Source organism: Bradyrhizobium cenepequi, assembly GCF_020329485.1.
Classification (GTDB): domain Bacteria; phylum Pseudomonadota; class Alphaproteobacteria; order Rhizobiales; family Xanthobacteraceae; genus Bradyrhizobium; species Bradyrhizobium cenepequi.
The window spans coordinates 1-19,243 of sequence record NZ_JAGKJI010000005.1; the positions used below are offsets into that span (position 1 = coordinate 1).

Sequence of the window (19,243 nt, forward strand, 5' to 3'; positions counted from 1 at the left end):
CCGTCGAATATTTGATCTCGGCGTCATCGAGCGCGATCAACTCGACTACGGCGGCGTGCAACTGATTCTCGTCGCGCTGCGGCGCGGTGCAGCCTTCGAGGTAGCTGACGTAAGAGCCCTTGTCGGCGATGATCAGCGTGCGCTCGAACTGGCCAGTGTTGCGCTCGTTGATGCGGAAATAGGTCGACAATTCCATCGGGCAGCGCACGCCCGGCGGCACGTAGACGAACGAGCCGTCGGAGAACACCGCCGAGTTCAATGTGGCGAAGAAGTTGTCGGACGTCGGCACAACGGTGCCGAGATATTTCCGCACCAGTTCAGGATGCTCGCGGATCGCTTCCGAGATCGGCATGAAGATCACGCCGGCCTTCTTCAGTTCCTTCTGGAAGGTGGTCGCCACCGACACCGAATCGAAGACGGCATCGACCGCGATCTTGCGCTGCTCCGATGGCTCCCCGCCCGGAGGCGGCTCGACGCCCTCAAGGATCGCGACTTCCCTTAAGGGAATGCCGAGCTTCTCGTAGGTCTTGAGGATCTCCGGATCGATTTCGTCGATCGACGACAGCGTCTTCTTCGGCTTCGGCGCCGCGTAATAATAGAGATCCTGGTAGTCGATCTTGGGATAGTTGACGCGCGCCCAGGTCGGCTCGGTCATGGTCAGCCAGCGGCGATACGCGTCCAGGCGCCATTCCAGCATCCAGGCCGGTTCGTTCTTTTTCTCTGAGATGAAGCGGACGATATCTTCCGAGAGCCCCTTGGGGGCCTTTTCGGATTCGATAAGCGTCTCGAACCCATATCGATATTGATCGACGTCGATCCGTCGGACACGGTCGACCGTCTCCTGTACAGCAGGCATTCAATCCTCCGCTCGCGGTTTCAAGGACCGCGGTGGATCAGTTCTAAGGAGTCGTACGGTTGCTTAGTGGACGAAAAACTCGCTTAGAACCGTTCAAGCTGTGTTTCGTCCCCCTCTAAGTAAGGTATTGGCGAGCTTTCGCCAAGCCTTTACGGCCAAATCTATGTCTGTTGCGGATGTAGACCAGCCAAGACTAAGCCGCACTGCTCCCTGGGCGAGGTCCGGACGGAATCCCATGGCGGCCAGCACGTGCGACGGCTGGACCTTTCCCGAGGAACAGGCGGAACCGGACGATACCGCGATACCGGCGAGGTCGAAGCCGATCACGGCTGTCTCGGCCTTCAGGCCTGGGGAGGTGAACAGCGTGGTGTTGGGCAGCCGCGGCACACCGTTTGAGAATACTATAATACCATCAACTCCGCTCAGGCCGGCCTCAAGGCGGTCCCTTAGAGCGCGCACGCGGGCCATATCGTTTGAGAGACCCGCTATTGCGGCCTTGGTAGCCGCGCCAAAGGCCGAGATGCCGGCGACATTCTCGGTACCGGCACGGCGCCCGAGCTCCTGGCCGCCGCCGCGCAGCAGCGGCTCGAGCCTCTCCACGCCTTCCACCAGAATCAACGCCCCGACGCCCTTGGGGCCGCCGATCTTGTGCGCGGACAGCGTCACCAGATCCGCCCCCAATGACCGGAGGTCGAAAGGAATCTTCCCGAAGGCCTGAATTGCGTCGACGTGAAGCAGTCCACCAGTGGCATGAATGGTCTCGGCAGCCTCCCTGACCGGCTGCAGCGCGCCGGTCTCGTTGTTGGCCAGCATCACCGACACCAGGGCCGGCGAACCGTCGGCGAGCTTACTGTGGAGGTCATCAAGGTCGAGCACGCCTGATGGCGTCACCGCGACCGTTTCGATCGCCTCAGCCGCAAAGCGCCCGCCTGATAGCACCGAAACATGCTCGATCGCTGACACCAGCAGCCGTTGGACAGGTTTGCCTCCGCCGCGTCGTAGCCCCGGCGTCAACGCCAGCGCGTTCGCTTCCGTACCGCCTGAGGCAAACACGACATCCTGCGCCCTGCCGCCGATCGCCGCAGCAATCGCGCTCCTGGCGTCCTCGACCAGTCGTCGCGCCTGCCGCCCCTCGGCATGCACCGAGGACGGATTGCCGCAAAGCTCCCATGCCGCCGCCATTGCTGCCTTTGCCTCAGCGCGAAGCGGCGTGGTCGCATTCCAGTCGAGATAGACGCGGTCCGTCATGGAGTAATATAATACCTTCAACCTGATTCCGGGTTATCGCCTGCAATCTTGGCTCGAGTCCTGCCGGCGTTATGCCAGTTGGTGATTGCGGCGCGGCCCGCAATCACCCGCTAACGCATTGAACACGCTTGGCGATGTTCAAGATGCTTGCTTTTTGCCCCTCGCCTCATGCTAGAACGCGGGCCTCAAAAACCAACCGAGGCGTCGTTCGTTCGCGGGAAGCCGCCTGACGACGCCGATCGCGGTAGTCCAGCCACTTTGTCTGCCGGGGGCCGATGAAGTCAGCACAACTCGGTTGATTGCCCAGCGCCAATCAATGGTCAAGCGTAGGATCACTCAAGGGATCACGGATGCCTGAAGTTATTTTCAACGGCCCGGCGGGCCGTCTCGAAGGCCGCTACCACCCGGCCAAACAGAAGAACGCGCCAATCGCCATGATCCTGCATCCGCACCCGCAGTTTCACGGCACGATGAATCACCAGATCGTGTACCAGTGCTACTACGCCTTCGCGCATCGCGGCTTCTCGGTGCTGCGCTTCAACTTCCGCGGAGTCGGCCGCAGCCAGGGCTCGTTCGACCACGGCGCCGGTGAATTGTCGGATGCGGCTTCCGCGCTCGACTGGGCGCAAAGCATCAATCCCGAGGCGCGCGCCTGCTGGGTCGCGGGCTTTTCGTTCGGCGCCTGGATCGGCATGCAGCTTCTGATGCGCCGGCCCGAGGTCGAAGGATTCATCTCGATCGCGCCGCCGGCCAACCTCTACGACTTCTCGTTCCTGGCACCCTGCCCGTCCTCCGGGCTGATCGTGCATGGCGACAAGGACGCGGTGGTGCCAGCCAAGGACGTCAACACGCTGGTCGAGAAATTGAAGACGCAGAAGGGCATCGTGATCGATCAGCAGGTCATCCCCGGCGCCAACCATTTCTTCGACGGCAAGCTCGAGCCGCTCATGGAAACAGTCACCGGCTATCTCGACATGCGTCTCGCCAACGTGCGCTGACGTCGCCGTCCTTGTGGCGACTCGTAGGATGGGTAGAGCGGAAGCGAAACCCATCATTCGGGCCGCGTGTCGCCAAGCCGACGGGTTTCGCTTCGCTCTACCCATCCTACGCTGTGGCGTTACGCCGCAAGCTTCAACAAATGCGCGTCATGCTGCTTGAGGAAGGCGCGCAGCAATTGCGGATAGTCGGCGCCGACCGCGGCCTTCACGCTCGGACGCTTCGCCAGCTCCGCGCGCCACCTTTGCACCTTCGGCATGCCCTTGAACACCGCAAGTTCGGTGAACTCATCGAACACGTCGAAATAGCGGAAGATCGGTGCGAACACTGCATCCACCAGACTGTACCTTTCGCCCGCAAAGAATGGGCCCGAGCCAAGCGCCGCCTCGACGCGCGTGAATTTGGCGGCGACCGCCTGGCGCTTGGCCTCCAAGGTCGCGGCGTCCGTGGCGATCTCGAGGCCCCAGAGATCGCTCAAGATCGCGGAGCCGAATTCCATCCAGGCGCGATGTTCGGCACGCGAAAGCGGATCCTGCGGATGCAGCTTGGCACCGGCTTGCGTCTCCTCGATATATTCGCAGATCACGTTGCTCTCGAACAGCGCCACCTCCCCCTTGTCGGTCGCAACGGTCAGCACCGGCACCTTGCCGAGCGGCGATAGCTTCAGGAACCAGTCCGGCTTGTTGGCGAGATCAATATCGATCCGTTCGAAGGCGACGCCCTTCTCCGTGAGCGCGATCACCGCGCGCTGCACATAGGGACAGAGCTTGTGGCTGATCAGTTTCAACGCGGCGGCCATGGCGCACTCCTTGCTAGTTTCATGCACGCACGCTCATTTAAATGCATTTGCATGAAACCGTCAAGATGGATGCAATTGCATCTAACGGCTAAGGTCGCGCGATGACGCCCCCGGTCATCGGGATCGGTACCCCGGTCGTGGCGGGATAACTGAGCGGCAAGCCCTTCATTCCGCGCACAGCGAGGAAGCCAAAGGCCTGCGCCTCGATCGCATCCGCCGACCAGCCGAGCGCATCAGCCGCTTCGACGGTCGCAGGCGCAACCCGTTCGCGCAGCATCCGCAGCATGGTCAGGTTGCGCGCGCCGCCCCCGGCGACGATCCAGCTCCTCGGCACCTTCGGCAGCAGCGGCACCACGCGGGCGATCGCAGCCGCAGTGAAGGCGGTCAGCGTCGCCGCGCCATCCGCGGGCGCGACGTCCCCGAGCTTCAACGCGGCGAAATCATTACGATCCAGCGATTTCGGCGGCGGCAGCGCGAAAAACGGCAATTCCAGCGCGCCCGCAATCCAGGCCTCATTGGCCTTGCCCTGGGCGGCGAACCGGCCGTCACAATCGAACGGCTGGCTCATCACGCGGAACATGTAATCGTCGAGCAGCGCGTTGCCGGGACCGGTGTCGCAGGCGATCAGCGTGTCACTGCCGTCGATATAGGTGATGTTGGAGACGCCGCCGACATTGACCACCACGGTCGGCCCCTCGCGCGGCAGGGATTGGACAAGCGCCCGGTGATAGACGGGCACGAGCGGCGCGCCCTGCCCGCCGGCCTCGACATCGGCCGCGCGGAAATCATGCATCACGGGAATGTGGATCGCCTTCGCCAGCGCCGGGGCGTCGCCGATCTGCACCGTCAACCTTCGCTCCGGCCGGTGCAGCACCGTCTGGCCGTGGAAGCCGACGATGTCGATCTCTTCGGGCGTGATGCGATTTTGCGCGGTGAAGGCGGCGACCGCCTCGGCATGCGCCAGTGTCACGGCACGTTCGGCCTCGGCCAAGATCCCGGGCCGGGCGTCGCGGTACGATAGATGGACGGCCTCGGTCAGCGCCTGGCGCAGCAGGCTGCGCTCGGCGTTAGTGTAGGGCCGGTAGCCGGACGGCCCGAACGACTTGACCTGCTTTCCGTCGGTTTCGATCAGTGCAACGTCGACCCCATCGAGCGAGGTCCCGCTCATCAGACCGAGTGCGGTCAACATCATCCGTGTGCCTTCGACGCCCCTTTGCCCTGCCCTGACGCCCGACTTGTATCAAACAAGCACATCTTATAATGCCACAGCGCGCCTTGCGGCGGCAGCCTGTTTGGTCAGGGTTCCCCAACTGGCTGCAATTACCGTAAAATAAGAATGATTGGGCCTGCCGACAGATGACTGCATTTAAATCAGGTTTTATGAATGAGCTCCAGTGGCGCGGCTTCATTCATCAGGTGTCGGACGCCGCGGGCATCGACGCACTCGCGGCCAAGGGAGATATCGTGGCCTATGTCGGCTACGACTGCACGGCCCCGTCCCTGCATATCGGCCATTTGCTGTCGGCCATGATGCTGCACTGGCTGCAGGAAACCGCAGGCGGCAAACCGATCACGTTGATGGGCGGCGGCACCACGCGCGTCGGCGACCCCTCGGGCAAGGACGAAACCCGTCAGATCCTCTCCATCGAACAAATCGACGCGAACAAGGAATCCATCAAGCACGTCTTCAAACGCTTCCTGACGTTCGGGGACGGCAAGACCGACGCCGTGATGGCAGACAATGCGGAGTGGCTGACCAAGCTCAATTACATCGAGATGTTGCGGGACATCGGGCGGCACTTCTCTGTGAACCGCATGCTTTCTATGGATTCGGTCAAGCTCCGCCTCGATCGCGACCAGGAGATGAGCTTCATCGAATTCAACTACATGATCCTGCAGTCCTACGACTTTGTCGAACTGGCACGTCGCTACGGCTGCAATCTGCAGATGGGCGGCTCCGATCAGTGGGGAAACATCGTGACCGGCGTGGACCTCGGCCGCCGCATGGGCACCCATCAGCTCTACGCGCTGACGACGCCGCTGTTGACCACCGCTTCCGGCGCCAAGATGGGCAAGACCGCAGCCGGTGCAGTCTGGCTGAACGCCGACCAGTTCAGCCCCTACGATTACTGGCAATACTGGCGCAACACGGAAGATGCCGACGTCGGACGATTCCTGAAGCTGTTCACGACGCTGTCGATGAGCGAGATCGGCAAGCTGGAGGCACTGCAGGGCTCCGAGATCAACGAGGCCAAGAAGGTGCTGGCGACGGAAGCGACCGCTCTGCTCCACGGCCGCGATGCCGCCGTTGAGGCCGCCGAGACCGCGCGACGCACCTTCGAGGAAGGCGCGCTGGCGGAGACGCTGCCCACGGTCGAAATTCCGCGCGGCGAACTGGATGCCGGAATCGGCGTGCTGGCGGCCTATGTGAAGGCCGGCCTCGTCGCCTCCAATGGCGAGGCGCGACGCCAGATCAAAGGCGGCGGATTGCGCGTCAACGACGTTGCCGTCACCGACGAGAAGATGGTGCTGACGCCGTCCGACCTCACCGCTGAGGGCGTGATCAAGCTGTCGCTGGGCAAGAAGCGGCATGTCCTGTTGAAGGCTGCATAGGCGCATTCGCTTTTTGCGTCTTGCGAGGAGGCGCGGAAACGCGCTCCCTCTTCTCATGAACAAGAACACGCCTGGGGAGCAAACCGCAGCGAAGCCGCCGGCGCGCGGCGCGCTCACCGTGCTCGCGCTGTGCTTTGCGCTCGCACTGATCGGCCGCGGCCTCGGCGAGAGTTTCACCGTCTTTCTAAAGCCGATCTCCGAAAGCTTCGGCTGGGATCGCGCTCAGATCGTCTCGGTCTATTCGCTGACCTGGCTTGCGGGCGGACTAACAGCGCCGCTGATCGGCCGCCTGTTCGACCATTCGGGACCGCGAGCCGTCTATTCTCTGGGACTGCTCCTGCTCGGCGGTTCGTTCCTGGTCGCCGCGCATGCGCAATATCTCTGGCAACTGCAGTTCACCATCGGCCTCTGCGTTGGTATCGGGATTGCCTTCATCGGCAATGTGCCGAACTCGATCCTGCTCGGCCGCTGGTTCGGCCCTCGCCTGCCGACCGCGATGGCAGTCGTTTATTCCGCGACCGGGGCTGGCGTACTCGTGCTGTTGCCGGCCTCGCAGCTCCTGATCGATCGCGTCGGCTGGCGCGGTGCCTACCAGATCTTTGGCATCACCGTGCTATGCCTGCTGGTGCCGCTATTGCTGTTGCCATGGCGTCGGTTCTCGCGCGGCTCGCCGCATGTGGTGAAGAAGACCGACCTCGACATCATCGACGAAGGCTGGACGCTACTCGGCGCGATGCGGCACCACGCCTTCTGGGCGCTGTTTGCGACCTTCTTCTTCACCGCGATCGGCATGTATGCGATCTCGGCACAGATCGTGGCCTATCTGATCGACGCCGGCTTTCCGCCGCTGCAGGCCGCGACCGCGTGGGGCTTCAGCGGCGTGGTGCTGTTGTTCGGCATGCTTGGCGTGTCCGAACTCGATGGCATCATCGGCCGGCGGCCGTCCGTCCTGTTCAGCTACGCGGTTTCGATCCTCGGCATCATCCTGCTCTGGCTGTTGCAGTGGTATCCGAACTTCTGGCTCTTGACCGGCTTCGTCGTCTCCTTCGGCAGCATGATCGGCTCGCGCGGGCCGCTGCTCACGGCCACCGCGATGAAGATCTTCCGCGGCAAGCGGGTCGGCACGATCTATGGCACGATCTCGATCGGCAGCGGGCTTGGCTCCGCGTTTGGCTCCTGGGCTGGCGGCCTCATCCACGACTTCACCCACAGCTACAATCCGGTGATCGCGTTCGCGCTGGTCAGCGTGATCGTGGGAATGATTCCGTTCCTGGTGGTGCCAGCGTTGCGCCGCTGATCACGGCGTCTCAAAGGTATCCTTTGATGGCATACCGTATTCACGATTGGTAAGACAGTTTCTGTTACGCCTCAGGGGAAAATGATTCCTGCAGAGGCCGCAATGAACCTTCTCAGCCGACTGACGATCCGCACCAAACTCGCCAGCATGGTGGCTCTCGCGGCACTGACTGTTTTCGCGATCGTTGCGGGAGCGGCCTGGATCAACCGAAACCGCATGCTGGACGATCGCGTCGCACAGATGCGGACGGCGGTCGACCTGCTCCACGGCGTGGCGCAGTCGCTGCAGGAGGACGTTGCCGCCGGAAAGATGACTGTCGCGGAGGCGAAGGAGCAGTTTCGCCAGCGCGGCCGGAAGATGACGTTCAACAACGGCCAGGGATATCCGAACGCCTACAACGTTGCCGATACGTCGCTGCTGTTGAATGCGGCCAATCCCAAGCTCGAAGGCAAGATCAACGGCACCAAGGATGCCAATGGCGTCCTGATCGCCGACGCCCAGATCGCTGCTGCCCGGCAGGGCCCGGAAGGCGGCACCACATCCTACCTTTATCCCCGCCCCGGGCAGACCGTGCCGGCGCGAAAGATGACCTATGTTCGCGCGTTCGAGCCGTGGAACATCGTCATGAGCTACGGGCTCTATGTCGATGACATCGACGCCGACATGAATGCAATGCTGCTGCAGCTCGGCGCAATCGGCGGCGGTCTCATGCTGTTGATGGGGCTGTTGTCGTGGCTGATCGCCCGCGACGTCGTGGGTGCATTGGAGCGTCAGAAGAACCGGATGCAGCGCATCGCTGAAGGCTCGCTCGACGAAGCGGTTGAGGAGACCGGCCGCCGTGACGAGATCGGCCGCATGGCGGAAACGCTGGAGGTGCTGCGGCAAACCGCAATCACCGCACGGGCGCTGGAAGCCGAACAGGTTGCGACCAAGCAGCAGAGCGAGAAGGAAAAGCGCGACGCCCTGATCGCCCTCGCCGATCACTTTGACGCGTCGGTCGGCCAGCTTGTCGGACTGATGGCTTCGGGATCCAGCGAACTGGAAACCACCGCAAAATCGATGTCCTCAACCGCCGAGGGCACCAATCATCGCGCTTCGGTGGTCGGCTCGGCGGCAACGGAGGCAAGCTCCCGCGTTCAGACCGTGGCCTCGGCTGCGGAGGAATTGTCCTCCTCGATCTCCGAGATCAGCCGTCAGGTCACTCAGTCGGCCAATATCACCGGCCGCGCCGTCGAAAGCGCACGCCGCACAGATACCATCGTGCGCGCGCTTGCCGATGGCGCCCAGCAGATCGAGCACGTCGCCGAATTGATCTCCAGCATTGCGGAGCAGACCAACCTGTTGGCGCTCAACGCTACCATCGAAGCTGCGCGTGCCGGTGAAGCCGGCCGTGGCTTCGCCGTGGTCGCAGCCGAGGTCAAGAGCCTGGCGAGCCAGACCGCGGAGGCCACCAAGGAGATCGGCACGCGCATCGCGCAGATCCAGGGCGCGACCAAGGAGGCGGTCGAGGCGATCGACGGGATCACCGCCACGATCGAGGAAGTCAGTACGATCGCGACGTCGATCGGCTCCGCGATCGAGCAACAGGGCGCGGCCACGGCCGAAATCGCGCGCAGCGTGTCGCAGACGGCGGAAGCGACCAAGGAGGTTACGACCAATATCGGCGGCGTCAGCGCAGCGGCCAACGAGACTGGCAACGCCGCGGGCCTCGTTCTCGCCGCAGCCAGCAACCTGTCCAAGCAGGCCGAACAGCTCTCCGGCGAGGTCTCGACCTTCCTTGCCGGTGTACGCGCCGCGTGAGCCCGCGTCCCACGGTCTATTGCTGCGTGAAATGGTGACGTTTGCGCCGACAAATTGTCTGACGCGCAATCGTCCGCGACTGTTCAAAACAGAAGAAAGGTCCCGATCAGGAGGCCCGCAGCAAAGGACCAAAGCCCCAAGGTGCAGGCTGAAACGACGCGGACGAGGTTGCGAAGCCGCTCCTCGTACTCCTCTTCTGTCGTCTTATGGAACTGAGCTGTCATTGGCGCTGCCCTGCCCATGCTTCGCTCGGTGTTCCCAGGATTTACGCCCCCAAATCGTGGTGAAGACGGGGCATTAGCCCCCCGCAGCGATGCCAATGCCGTGATCGGACTTGCGCCCGAGACTGAAAGATTCGAGGGCGAGAGCCCCAGTTTGATCTGGCTCATCCAAGCAGATGATCTCTCCGGGTAGATTGATGTTGCTCTTCCTTTTCGATAGCAATGCGATATGTTATCGAATTGTCACCCAACCGTCACAATCTCACATGTCAAAAGCCGACACGCAGACCCCTGCCCGGGAAAGTGCACGCGCGATGCACGGGCTCGATAGCGCCCCGGCCATGCAGCACAATAAAAGACCGGAAGGCCCTGTTGCCTCCGGGCAACATGACGCTGCGGAGCCCCACTCGCAGGAATCGCCGAAGGCCCCCCTTCAGGAAGCGCAGCTCCGGGAGGAGCAGCGTCAGCGTGATGATGTAGCGTCAGAAATCCCTGTGCGGAAGGCTGCCGCGTCTCCCGGCGATGAGATCGAACTCAAGCTTGTTGTTGACGCCAATCGCATGGCGGGTTTCAACGCCGCTCCGATTATCGCGACGAATGCACGCAACAAGGGCACGCGAAAGCACCTCAAGTCCGCCTACTACGATACGCCCGAGCGGACGCTGAGACGAAACGGACTAAGCCTGCGGGTTCGCCAGAGCGGCGCGAGATTCGTGCAAACCGTGAAAGCCGAATGCGCAGACGATCCGCTCCGGCGCGGCGAGTGGGAAGCGAACGTTCCATCGATTGCTCCCGATGTCGAACTGGCGATGCCGTTCATCCCGCCCAAACTTCGCGCGGATCTGAGACGTCATCAGCTTGAGGCCGTCTTCACTGCGGATATCCACCGGCACGCGCGGATTGTCGAGCTGCCATCCGGAACGATCGAGGTCGCTTTCGATCAGGGATTGCTGAAATCAGGCGATCGATCGATGCCCGTGGGCGAGATTGAGTTGGAGCTCAAGGGTGGAAGCGCCAGCGCAATCTACGACCTCGCGCTTCGTCTGGCGGACTATGGTCCGGTGCGACCGTCAATCCGCAGCAAGTCGGCGCGCGGCTTTGACCTTGCGGCTGAGGCGCCTCCAGAGGTGCGGAAACCGCGAAAGCTTCGTCTCGATCCGTCAATTTCCCTCGATGAGGCCTTCGCAAAGATCGTGCGCTCCTGCTTTCACCATCTTCTTGGGTCTCTGTCGGCCGCCGAGGACGGTCGTGATCCCGAGGGGGTCCATCAGCTTCGCGTGTCGCTGCGCCGCCTTCGCGCGGCGCTGGATCTGATGCGGTCCGTTGGGCCGTTGAACAATCTCGACTCGCTCCGGTCGGAAGCAAGATGGCTGGCGCGAAATCTTTCCGCGGCGCGTGACTGGGATATGTTTCAACGGGGAACCCTGCCAACCATCGCGCAGGCCTGTCCTTCGGTAGCGGGCTTTGATGTCCTGGAACAGGTTGTAGAGAAACGCCGGTTGTCCGCCTATCAGAATGTACGTCTCGCGCTGGCTGACCGCCGATGCTCGCGTTTCCTGATCAGCCTCGGCGGCTGGATTGAGGCCAGGGGTTGGCGAAGCGGCGTCGCTCCCGAAGATCTCGGCCGACTGGCCGATCCCGCCATCAACTTCGCCGGACGCATCCTGTCAGATCAATATGCGAGAGTGCTCAAGCGCGGCCGTCGCTTCAAGTCACTTCCGGCGGAAAAACTGCACCGATTGAGACTCGCGGCGAAGAGATTGCGCTACGTCGCCGACTTCCTGTTACCGCTGTATGGAGACCGAAAGTCGGTCAGGCGGTTCTCTCGCGGATTGGCCGACCTACAGGAGGAACTTGGTTCCTATAACGACATGGCGATCACAGACGGCCTTTTCGCTGAGCTCGGTGGCGAGCTCTCACAGACCGGCACAGCCACAGCCGCGATCGCCGGCTGGCAGGCGCATGCATCGATCGGCGTTGCGGCCCGCCTGCGAGACACGTGGCGGGATTTCAGGAAAACGAAAGCACCCTGGTTGAGGGGTGCAGAGGCGTGATCGGCCGCCCGCTCAGTTGTTCGGCGGGAAATCTATCGAGTTGTTCTGCTTGCCGGTGTTGAATTCCATGATCTTCCGCGTCACGCCGGGAAAGATCGCCGAGATCGGATTGACGCGCAGCACTGGCTGCGCCGGCGTTCCCACGACCTCGTAAGTCACGCCGATCAGGCCCTCATTGCTACCGCCGCCGAGTACCAGGCCGATCACCGGCAGCTGGCCGAACATGTTGTTCAGCCCGTACATCGGCACGAAGGTGCCGCTCATGCGCACCTGATTGGCGATGTTGTCGATGCTGCCTTCGATGGTCGCGCCGATCGACGGCCCCTTCACGACGCCGTCGCGGATCGTGAGCACTCCACTCTGCCGCGTGAACTCGGCGCGCAAAGCGCTGAAGGCGACGCCGCCGGTCGAACCGGGTGGTCCGCCCGCAGCCACGCGTTCGAGCTCGGGCTGGCCTTTGACGGAGAAGTCGCGGATGTTGATCAGCCCTTCCTTGGGGCTCGGCTCCGCCGCGGGCGGCTCCAGCGCGAGCGTGAGCTGACCGCCTACGATCTTGGAATAGAAATCGGTGAAGCGGAAGAACGCGCCGGCGTCGTTGGTTTGCAGGTAAACCACCTCGCGGCCCTGCTGGCGGCCGCGCAGATCGGCGGTGACGGGTGTGTCGCGCCCGATCTTGCCCGCTAGCGCAAAACTCTTGATGGCGCCGTTGCGCTTGGAAACCTTCGCATCGACGCTGCGCAACGCTTCGCCATTGAAGCCGGCAACCGCGCCGAGCTTGAGGTCGATGTCGTAGTCGATGTTCCTGGTCTTGTTCTTGTGATCGTCGCGGCCGGAAATCGCCGAGCGGAGGAAGCCGCGGCTGTCGAACACGTCGCCGCGCATCGAGACTTTCAAGACGCCGTCGGGCCCGCGATCGGCGCGCAGCGTGGTCTTGTCGCCTTCCGAGGGCGAATAGGTCGGGAAGTTGGCGTTCATGAGATCGCCGTTCTGGTCGACCTCGACCGATCCCTTGATCGAGGCGCCGGCGCCTTCAACGACAATGTCCTCAAAGCGCGTCGATTGCGGCTTCTGCACCACATTGAAGGTGACCTTGCCCGACTTGCCTGATGACTTGACCCAGCCTGGCAGGACGTTGTCGACCCTGAGCTGGGTGAGATCGGCCTCGACGCCGAGCTTGCTGTCGTGATCGCTGCTGCTCGCGATCTTGCCCACGACCTTGACCGGGATCCCGCCGCTCACTGCGGACCCGAGATCGAGGCCGAGCCGTGCGCGGCCTGCATCGTCGAGCGTCGACTGCAGGCGGATGTCAGCGTCGCCTTCGCTCGGCTTGCGGTAATCCAGCGAAGCCGGCTGCCCGCCGATCTTGACGTCGCCCTTGACCTGATAGCCCGCATTGTTGGCGACGACCTTCAGCGCGTTGGCTTCGAGCTTCTGGTTCATCACCACCTTGTCGATCGCGACGCCGCCGAGATCGGCGGTGACGGCATAGGTCGTGTCCTCCTTGGTCAGCACGCCCTTGACCGGCAGGCCGAGATTGATCGTGGCCGACACCGTTCCCTTGCTCGCATTGGGATCGACAAACGTCGTCCCCGACACATCGCTGAGTCGATCGGAGGCGAGGATTTCCGCGCAGGCCGGGACCGAGCAGTCGACACGGAACCTGATCTTCGCCGGCGGGGGTTTCGGCACCATGTCGGGGACCTCGAAGGTGAAGTCCGACAGCGTGATCTTGCGCCCGCCCGGCGTGTCGGCGATGCCTTGGGTGATGTTGACGGTAGCGGTGCGGCCGGTCACCCGTGCCCGCAAGTCCGCGTCGTGAACCACGGGCATCTCGTCCACCGGACGTACCGCCACGCCGCTCGCGATGATGTTGACCGCAAGCCCTTCATCCGGGATCGGAGGCCCCTTGCGCGACAGGTTGCGCACCGGCGAATTGACGCCGACCTCGATGCGCTGGAGCGTGCCGCGCTCGATCCGGTCGATCACCCATTCGCGCAACTCCGGCACGATCAGGATCGGCCAGATCCGCTTCAGCGCCGAGGCCGACATCGGCGTGCCGGCAAAACCGAGCTGCAGCCGCGGTTCGCCCGAATAGTCGATGCTGCCCGTGCCGGCGATACCGATCTCGCCATTACTGATATCGGCTTGCGTCAGCAGCACGCGCTTCTTGTCGGTGTCAAAACGGAAACCAACCGCGATGCGGTTGAAGATCAGCGGCGGCTCATTGTCGATGCCGCCGAGCAGGATCGTGCCGCCGCTCAGGCCGAGCTGCCAGTCGTTGACCTCGTCATTGGGCGGCTCGAGATGGGCAAGCAGCGTGACCCGGTTGTCGCCCGAGATGATCTTGAACGGCGCCAGCAGCACGCGGCGTCCGGCGTCCCATTCGAGATTCGCTTCCGCCGAGTCGATCGGCATCGGATAGTCGGGCGTGTCGGTGTCGATCAGCTTGCCGGCGCCGGCGGTGATCTTGCCGCGGAGATAGGTCGGCAGGCCATCGCGACCGAGTTCACCCTTCAGTTCGCCGGATAGCGGCAGCTCGGCGTTGTAGGTGAGATCCTTGACCCTGAGCGCGAGCAGGATATTGGCGGCCTGCAGTTTGTCGGCCCGCAGGTAGACCGCGCGCACGCCATCCTTGAGTGGCCCGACCGCGACACGCAGCGACCACGGCTGGGCGCCCTCTTCGCCGACGCTCAGCGCCACGCCGCCGCCGCTCGGCCGCCGCAGGCTCAGGCTGATGTTCTCGAAGGTCCATTTGCTGCCGCGCTGCTGGTCGTCGACGATCAAGTTGCCGTTCTTGAGGCCGATCTCGTTGAGGTTCTGGCCGTCGAGGCCGGTCATGCTGAGGCTGTCGAGCCAATCGAGGCCGGCGAGCAATCCGCTCTGCGCGCTCTCCGCTGGCGCCGGGACGCTGATGGACCGCGAGGAAGGCGGCGACAGCGGCGGTGGTGGCGTCTCCCGCGCGAAAGTCGGCGGCAGGCCCGCCTCGTGCTTGGAAGCGACACCGGTTGCGAGCGGCTTGGCCGTATCGCCGGCAGAAACGCTCACGTAGCCGTCCGGCGTGATCCGGATCGCGAGCTCGGCATCAACAAGGTTGAGGCTTTCGGCGCGGAGCTGGCCCATCAGCAGCGCGGTGCCGGACAGCTTGACTTCGGCTTTGGGAGCGCTCGCGACGATCGCATGGTCGCGGTCGCGCACGATGATGTCGCGGATGCGCACGGCAATCCGGACGTGGCCGGCGCGCTCGATCTGGGTGCCGCCGACCTCGACCGTGTTGCCGTGGCCGATATTGTCCTCGATCGCCGCCGCGAGCCACGGGGTCGCCATGTCGAGATTGATCGGCCCCGCTCCCAGCCGCCACCACAGCGCGCCAAAGCACCCGATGAAGATCGCCGCCACCACGCCGAGCACCAGGGCGATGCGCTTGACCCAGCGCGCGCCGTGAACCCGGCGCGACGTGGCGCCGAACAAATCGCCGATCCGATGCAGGCTGGAATCCGAGCGCGACAACAGCCGCCGCGCGCGATGGCCGGCCGCCTCGTCATGCTCATCCCAGCCGGTTTCGTCGTCCCAGCCGCAGTAAGGCGCGTCGGTACGCGGATTCGGGCTGTGGCCTTGGAGCGATCCTTGAGACGACGAATTCCTTGCCATTGCCTCTCGGTGCAGGCGTTGAGGTTGATCGCCGCCCAAGGCGCGCCCGTCGATCCATATCGAGCGCTCCTGTGCCGGCATCGCTGCCAATCCTCGATTAATACTGTTACTCGCCGTCAGCCCCAAGTGAACATTTGAGCGAACTTTCGAAGGCTGGCTCGGCGAGCGGACGGATGACGCGTCGAAATCCTTGTGACCATACTCCGGCGCCATCAAACTTGCCCAGCAGCCGGCGCAAATCCGATCGCTGGGGACAAGACCCGCACTGATTCAATGGTTGAGCCGCGGAAAGCGACGAAAGGAAGGCGTATGTCCAAGAAAACGCGCAAGAAATCCTCCAAGACCACAGCCAAATCGTCTCCGGCCAAAGCGTCTCCGGGCAAGGCATCCCGCAGCAAAGCCGTCGCATCGGTCAGGCCGCCCGCGGCAAAGGCGCACAAGGCGGTCGCAAAGAAATCCAGCAAGGCGGCGAAGGCCGCTCCTGTTAAAGCGTCCCACAAGGACGCATCGAAATCGTTAAACTCCGCTGCATCGGCTGCAACCAAATCGATCGCCCTGGTCGAGGGCGCCAAGGCGCCTGATTTCCGTCTGACCCGCGACGGCGGCGGTGAGGTTTCACTCACCGATTTCGCCGGCAAGAAACTGGTGCTGTTCTTCTACCCGCGGGCTGACACACCCGGCTGCACCAAGGAGGCGATTGATTTCACCCGCCTGAAGGATGCCTTTGCCGAGAGCGGCACCGAGATCCTCGGCGTCTCCGCCGATACGGTGAAGGCGCAAGAATCGTTCAGGAACAAGCATCAGCTTGCCATTCCCTTGGGTTCGGATCAGCAGCATGAGATGCTGGAGGCCTATGGAGCCTGGGGCGAAAAATCGATGTATGGCAGGACTTTCCTTGGGATTCTTCGCACCACGGTTCTGGTCGATGCCAACGGCCGGATCGCCAGGATCTGGCGCAACGTGCGCGTCGACGGCCATGCCGACGAGGTCCTTGCCGCGGCCCGATCGCTCTAACTCACCGGGTTCCGTTTTCGGAAAATTAACCATGACCGGCTCAAATCGCTCCCGAACTGAGGCCGTACGGAACTTGATCCGACCGGCGCGGGAGTGCCGATGTCGTCCTATCGTTCTAGTCACCATGTCGACCATCACCATCATCCACGAGAACATGGGCGGGCGTCCCCTCGCCGCCCGGCGACCCATGCAGCGCCCGTCGCGACCGCGCGGCCGGCGAACGACTACACCCTCGCACATGCCGGCAAGCAGGTCCGCATTGGCCCAGTCCTGTTCTGGGCGGCGGTCGGCTCGGTGGTCCTGCTCGGCATATGGTCGGCGGCGACCGCGACCTATTTTGCGTTCCGCGACGATGTCCTGACCCGGCTGCTCGCCCGCCAGGCCGAAATGCAATTCGCCTATGAAGACCGGATCGCGGAACTGCGCGCCAAGATCGATCGCACCACCAGCCGGCAGCTCCTGGACCAGGAGCAATTCGACCAGAGGCTCGAGCAGATCATGCGCCGGCAGACCGCGCTCGAAGCCCGCGCCACCGCGCTGGGCTCGATGCCGGATGTCGCGACGACCGGCTCGATTCGTCCGCCCGCGCGCAACGCCGCGCCGGAGCAGGCGGCAACGCCGAAACCGTCGCCGATCAGCGACACCGTCATCTTCGTGGCGCCGCCGGATCGCGAGGCGCGACTGGAATCCCGCGCCCCGATCAAGACCGCACCGCCGGTGAACCAGTTCGCCAAGCTCCAGGGCGTCGACAATGTCCTGGTCCGCCTGCAGACCTCGCTCGACCAGGTGGAGCGCCGCCAGATGGCGGCGCTGGGCTCAGCCGAGGAAACCATGGAATCGCGCGTGCGACGGATGCGCGGCGTGATCACCGATCTCGGCCTCAGCATGTCGCAGCTTGAAGCCGCGACCCCGCGCTCGGCCATCGGCGGTCCCTTCGTGCCCGTCAAGCTGCCCGCCGACGCCGGCCCGTTCGAGCGGCAACTCAACCGGATCAATATCACCCGTGCGCAGATGCAGCGCTTGAATGCGACGCTGGCACTGGTGCCTTACCGCAAGCCCGTGATCGGCGAAGTCGAATTCACCTCAGGCTTCGGCGTCCGCACCGATCCTTTCCTCGGCCGCCCTGCGATGCATACTGGCCTCGATTTTCGCGCCGCGATGGGTGATCCCGTCCGCGCCACCGCCAACGGCAAGGTGGTGTCGTCGGGCTGGGCCGGCGGCTACGGCCGCATGGTCGAGATCGATCACGGCAATGGCCTCTCGACCCGCTACGGCCATCTCTCGGAGATCAACGTCAAGGTCGGCGAAACCGTCAAGATCGGCCAGGTGATCGGCGCCGTCGGCTCGACCGGCCGTTCGACCGGACCGCATCTCCACTACGAAACGCGGATCGACGGCGACGCGGTCGATCCGCAAAAATTCCTCCGTGCCGGCGTGCGCCTGAGCGCGGGCTGACGTGCCGCGGACATTCAGCGCGAAGCCTCGTGGCCGACCTCGCCGGTGATGACGTCGCCGAACAGTTCCCAGGCCTCGCCGTTGAATCGCATCAGTTGCATCTGCTCGATGGGGAAATAGTCGTCCGGATCGGTGTTGACCATGATACCCGGCAGCATCAAGTCCGAGCGGAAATTCTTCAGGTTGGCAGCCTGCTTCATGACGTTCTCGCGCGTGAGATTATCGCCGCATTGCCTTAGCACCTGAACCATCGCCTGCGCCTGGACATAACCATAGACATTGTTCGCATTGGCCTTGTCTCCATCGGGATAATACTTGTCCATGAATGCGCGCCAGGCTTGCACGCCAGGATCGTCCTTCCAGGTGGGATCGGTTGGATCCTTCAGGTAGGCTGTGGAAATGATGCCTTTCGCGTATTGCAGGCCGGCCGGCTTCAGGACCGACGCAACCGAGGTTGCGGTGTTGGCAAGAAAGAATTTCGGCTTCCAACCGAGCTCTCCGACCTTGCGGATCGCCTGCGCCGAGCCTTTTGGTGCGGCCCAGGAGAAAAAGATGTCGGCACCTGAATCGTGCAGCGCGACGATCTGGGAATCGACGCTGGGATCGCTCACCTCATAGGATTTGTCGGCGACAATCATGCTGGCCTTATCGCCAAGCCCATCCTTCAGGCCCTTGAATTGATCCTTGCCGGCGTCGTCGTTCTGCCAGAACACGGCGATCTTGCTGTTTGGAAAATGCGTGAGGATGTATTTGGCGTAGATCCTTCCCTCGCTTTGGTAGTTGGGTTGAAAGCCCATCGTCCACGGCAAATTCTTGGGGTCGCTGAATTTGGTGCCGCCGGAGGCGACGAAGAGCTGCGGCACCTTCTTGGCATTCATGTATTTCATGGTCGCCGAATTCGAAGGCGTGCCGAGCGGCTGGAAGATCAGGAGCACTTCGTCGCTCTCGACCAGCTTGCGCGCCTGCTCGATCGCTTTCGGCGGGCTATAGGCGTCGTCGTAGGAAATGAAATTGATCTTGCGTCCGTTGATGCCGCCATCGGCATTGACCATGTTGAAATATGCGGCTTCGGTCTTTCCGATCACGCCGTAGGATGAGGCAGGCCCGCTATAGGGCATGATGTTTCCGACCTTGATCTCTGTGTCGCTGGCACCGGAGTCGTATTTCTTCTGGGCGTTGGCCACGGTCACGAGGACCATTGCGACGGTAAACACCGTCGGCACCACGAGCGTCTGCATCCGC

Annotated in this window: 13 protein-coding genes; 7 read left to right on the plus strand and 6 right to left on the minus strand. The window is 63.1% G+C overall.

All coding sequences use genetic code 11. The features are described from left to right. Both J6497_RS08230 and J6497_RS08235 read right to left on the minus strand, forming a co-directional pair. The coding region (locus tag J6497_RS08230) for a SufD family Fe-S cluster assembly protein (protein WP_446479923.1) at nt 1–856 on the minus strand (856 nt) is incomplete at its 3' end. Nucleotides 857–949: 93 nt separating this feature from the next. Further along, a complete protein-coding gene (locus tag J6497_RS08235; RefSeq protein ID WP_225703971.1) occupies nt 950–2,104 on the minus strand; it encodes a cysteine desulfurase family protein in 1,155 nt (384 codons plus the stop codon). Between the two features lie 350 nt (nt 2,105–2,454). Here J6497_RS08235 and J6497_RS08240 point away from each other — a divergent pair, with 350 nt between their 5' ends. Further along, nucleotides 2,455–3,102: an alpha/beta hydrolase gene (locus tag J6497_RS08240; protein ID WP_225703763.1), complete on the plus strand. Its 648-nt coding sequence runs from the start codon at nt 2,455–2,457 to the stop codon at nt 3,100–3,102. A gap of 119 nt (nt 3,103–3,221) precedes the next feature. Here the strand turns inward: J6497_RS08240 and J6497_RS08245 are convergent, their stop codons facing one another. Continuing rightward, entirely contained in the window at nt 3,222–3,899 is a 678-nt protein-coding gene (locus J6497_RS08245; RefSeq protein WP_225703764.1) for a glutathione S-transferase family protein, read from the minus strand. Nucleotides 3,900–3,987: 88 nt separating this feature from the next. After that, entirely contained in the window at nt 3,988–5,091 is a 1,104-nt protein-coding gene (locus J6497_RS08250) for an anhydro-N-acetylmuramic acid kinase (RefSeq protein ID WP_225703765.1), read from the minus strand. A gap of 164 nt (nt 5,092–5,255) precedes the next feature. Here J6497_RS08250 and tyrS point away from each other — a divergent pair, with 164 nt between their 5' ends. The 4 genes from tyrS (at nt 5,256) to J6497_RS08270 (ending at nt 11,884) form a co-directional block, all read left to right on the plus strand. Then, nucleotides 5,256–6,512, plus strand: coding sequence for a tyrosine--tRNA ligase (gene tyrS / locus J6497_RS08255; protein WP_225703766.1), 1,257 nt, complete (start codon nt 5,256–5,258; stop codon nt 6,510–6,512). 55 nt (nt 6,513–6,567) lie between these two features. Next, on the plus strand, nt 6,568–7,809 hold the full coding sequence (locus J6497_RS08260) for an MFS transporter (RefSeq protein WP_225703767.1): 1,242 nt from the start codon (nt 6,568–6,570) through the stop codon (nt 7,807–7,809). A gap of 102 nt (nt 7,810–7,911) precedes the next feature. Further along, the gene (locus J6497_RS08265; protein ID WP_225703768.1) at nt 7,912–9,609 is read left to right on the plus strand and encodes a methyl-accepting chemotaxis protein; all 1,698 of its coding nucleotides are present in this window, start codon (nt 7,912–7,914) and stop codon (nt 9,607–9,609) included. A gap of 487 nt (nt 9,610–10,096) precedes the next feature. Beyond that, entirely contained in the window at nt 10,097–11,884 is a 1,788-nt protein-coding gene (locus J6497_RS08270) for a CYTH and CHAD domain-containing protein (protein WP_225703972.1), read from the plus strand. Nucleotides 11,885–11,896: 12 nt separating this feature from the next. On the opposite strand, the gene J6497_RS08275 is transcribed toward J6497_RS08270, so the two are convergent. Next, nucleotides 11,897–15,613, minus strand: a complete 3,717-nt coding sequence (locus J6497_RS08275; RefSeq protein ID WP_225703769.1) for an AsmA-like C-terminal region-containing protein — start codon at nt 15,611–15,613, stop codon at nt 11,897–11,899. A 228-nt stretch (nt 15,614–15,841) separates the two neighbouring features. Between J6497_RS08275 and J6497_RS08280 the strand changes: the two genes are divergently transcribed. After that, nucleotides 15,842–16,546: a peroxiredoxin gene (locus J6497_RS08280; RefSeq protein ID WP_225703770.1), complete on the plus strand. Its 705-nt coding sequence runs from the start codon at nt 15,842–15,844 to the stop codon at nt 16,544–16,546. A gap of 99 nt (nt 16,547–16,645) precedes the next feature. Next, nucleotides 16,646–18,001 (plus strand): M23 family metallopeptidase, encoded by a 1,356-nt coding sequence (locus tag J6497_RS08285; RefSeq protein ID WP_225703771.1) that lies wholly within the window; start codon nt 16,646–16,648, stop codon nt 17,999–18,001. 14 nt (nt 18,002–18,015) lie between these two features. Here the strand turns inward: J6497_RS08285 and J6497_RS08290 are convergent, their stop codons facing one another. Continuing rightward, on the minus strand, nt 18,016–19,239 hold the full coding sequence (locus tag J6497_RS08290) for an ABC transporter substrate-binding protein (RefSeq protein WP_376708186.1): 1,224 nt from the start codon (nt 19,237–19,239) through the stop codon (nt 18,016–18,018). Nucleotides 19,240–19,243 lie beyond the last annotated feature (4 nt).

Coding starts and splice junctions, on each gene's coding strand:
- J6497_RS08235 (WP_225703971.1), bottom strand. CDS start 2,104: ATGACGGACCGCGTCTATCTCGACTGGAATGCGACCACGCCGCTTCGC.
- J6497_RS08240 (WP_225703763.1), top strand. CDS start 2,455: ATGCCTGAAGTTATTTTCAACGGCCCGGCGGGCCGTCTCGAAGGCCGC.
- J6497_RS08245 (WP_225703764.1), bottom strand. CDS start 3,899: ATGGCCGCCGCGTTGAAACTGATCAGCCACAAGCTCTGTCCCTATGTG.
- J6497_RS08250 (WP_225703765.1), bottom strand. CDS start 5,091: ATGATGTTGACCGCACTCGGTCTGATGAGCGGGACCTCGCTCGATGGG.
- tyrS (WP_225703766.1), top strand. CDS start 5,256: ATGACTGCATTTAAATCAGGTTTTATGAATGAGCTCCAGTGGCGCGGC.
- J6497_RS08260 (WP_225703767.1), top strand. CDS start 6,568: ATGAACAAGAACACGCCTGGGGAGCAAACCGCAGCGAAGCCGCCGGCG.
- J6497_RS08265 (WP_225703768.1), top strand. CDS start 7,912: ATGAACCTTCTCAGCCGACTGACGATCCGCACCAAACTCGCCAGCATG.
- J6497_RS08270 (WP_225703972.1), top strand. CDS start 10,097: ATGTCAAAAGCCGACACGCAGACCCCTGCCCGGGAAAGTGCACGCGCG.
- J6497_RS08275 (WP_225703769.1), bottom strand. CDS start 15,613: ATGCCGGCACAGGAGCGCTCGATATGGATCGACGGGCGCGCCTTGGGC.
- J6497_RS08280 (WP_225703770.1), top strand. CDS start 15,842: ATGTCCAAGAAAACGCGCAAGAAATCCTCCAAGACCACAGCCAAATCG.
- J6497_RS08285 (WP_225703771.1), top strand. CDS start 16,646: ATGTCGTCCTATCGTTCTAGTCACCATGTCGACCATCACCATCATCCA.
- J6497_RS08290 (WP_376708186.1), bottom strand. CDS start 19,239: ATGCAGACGCTCGTGGTGCCGACGGTGTTTACCGTCGCAATGGTCCTC.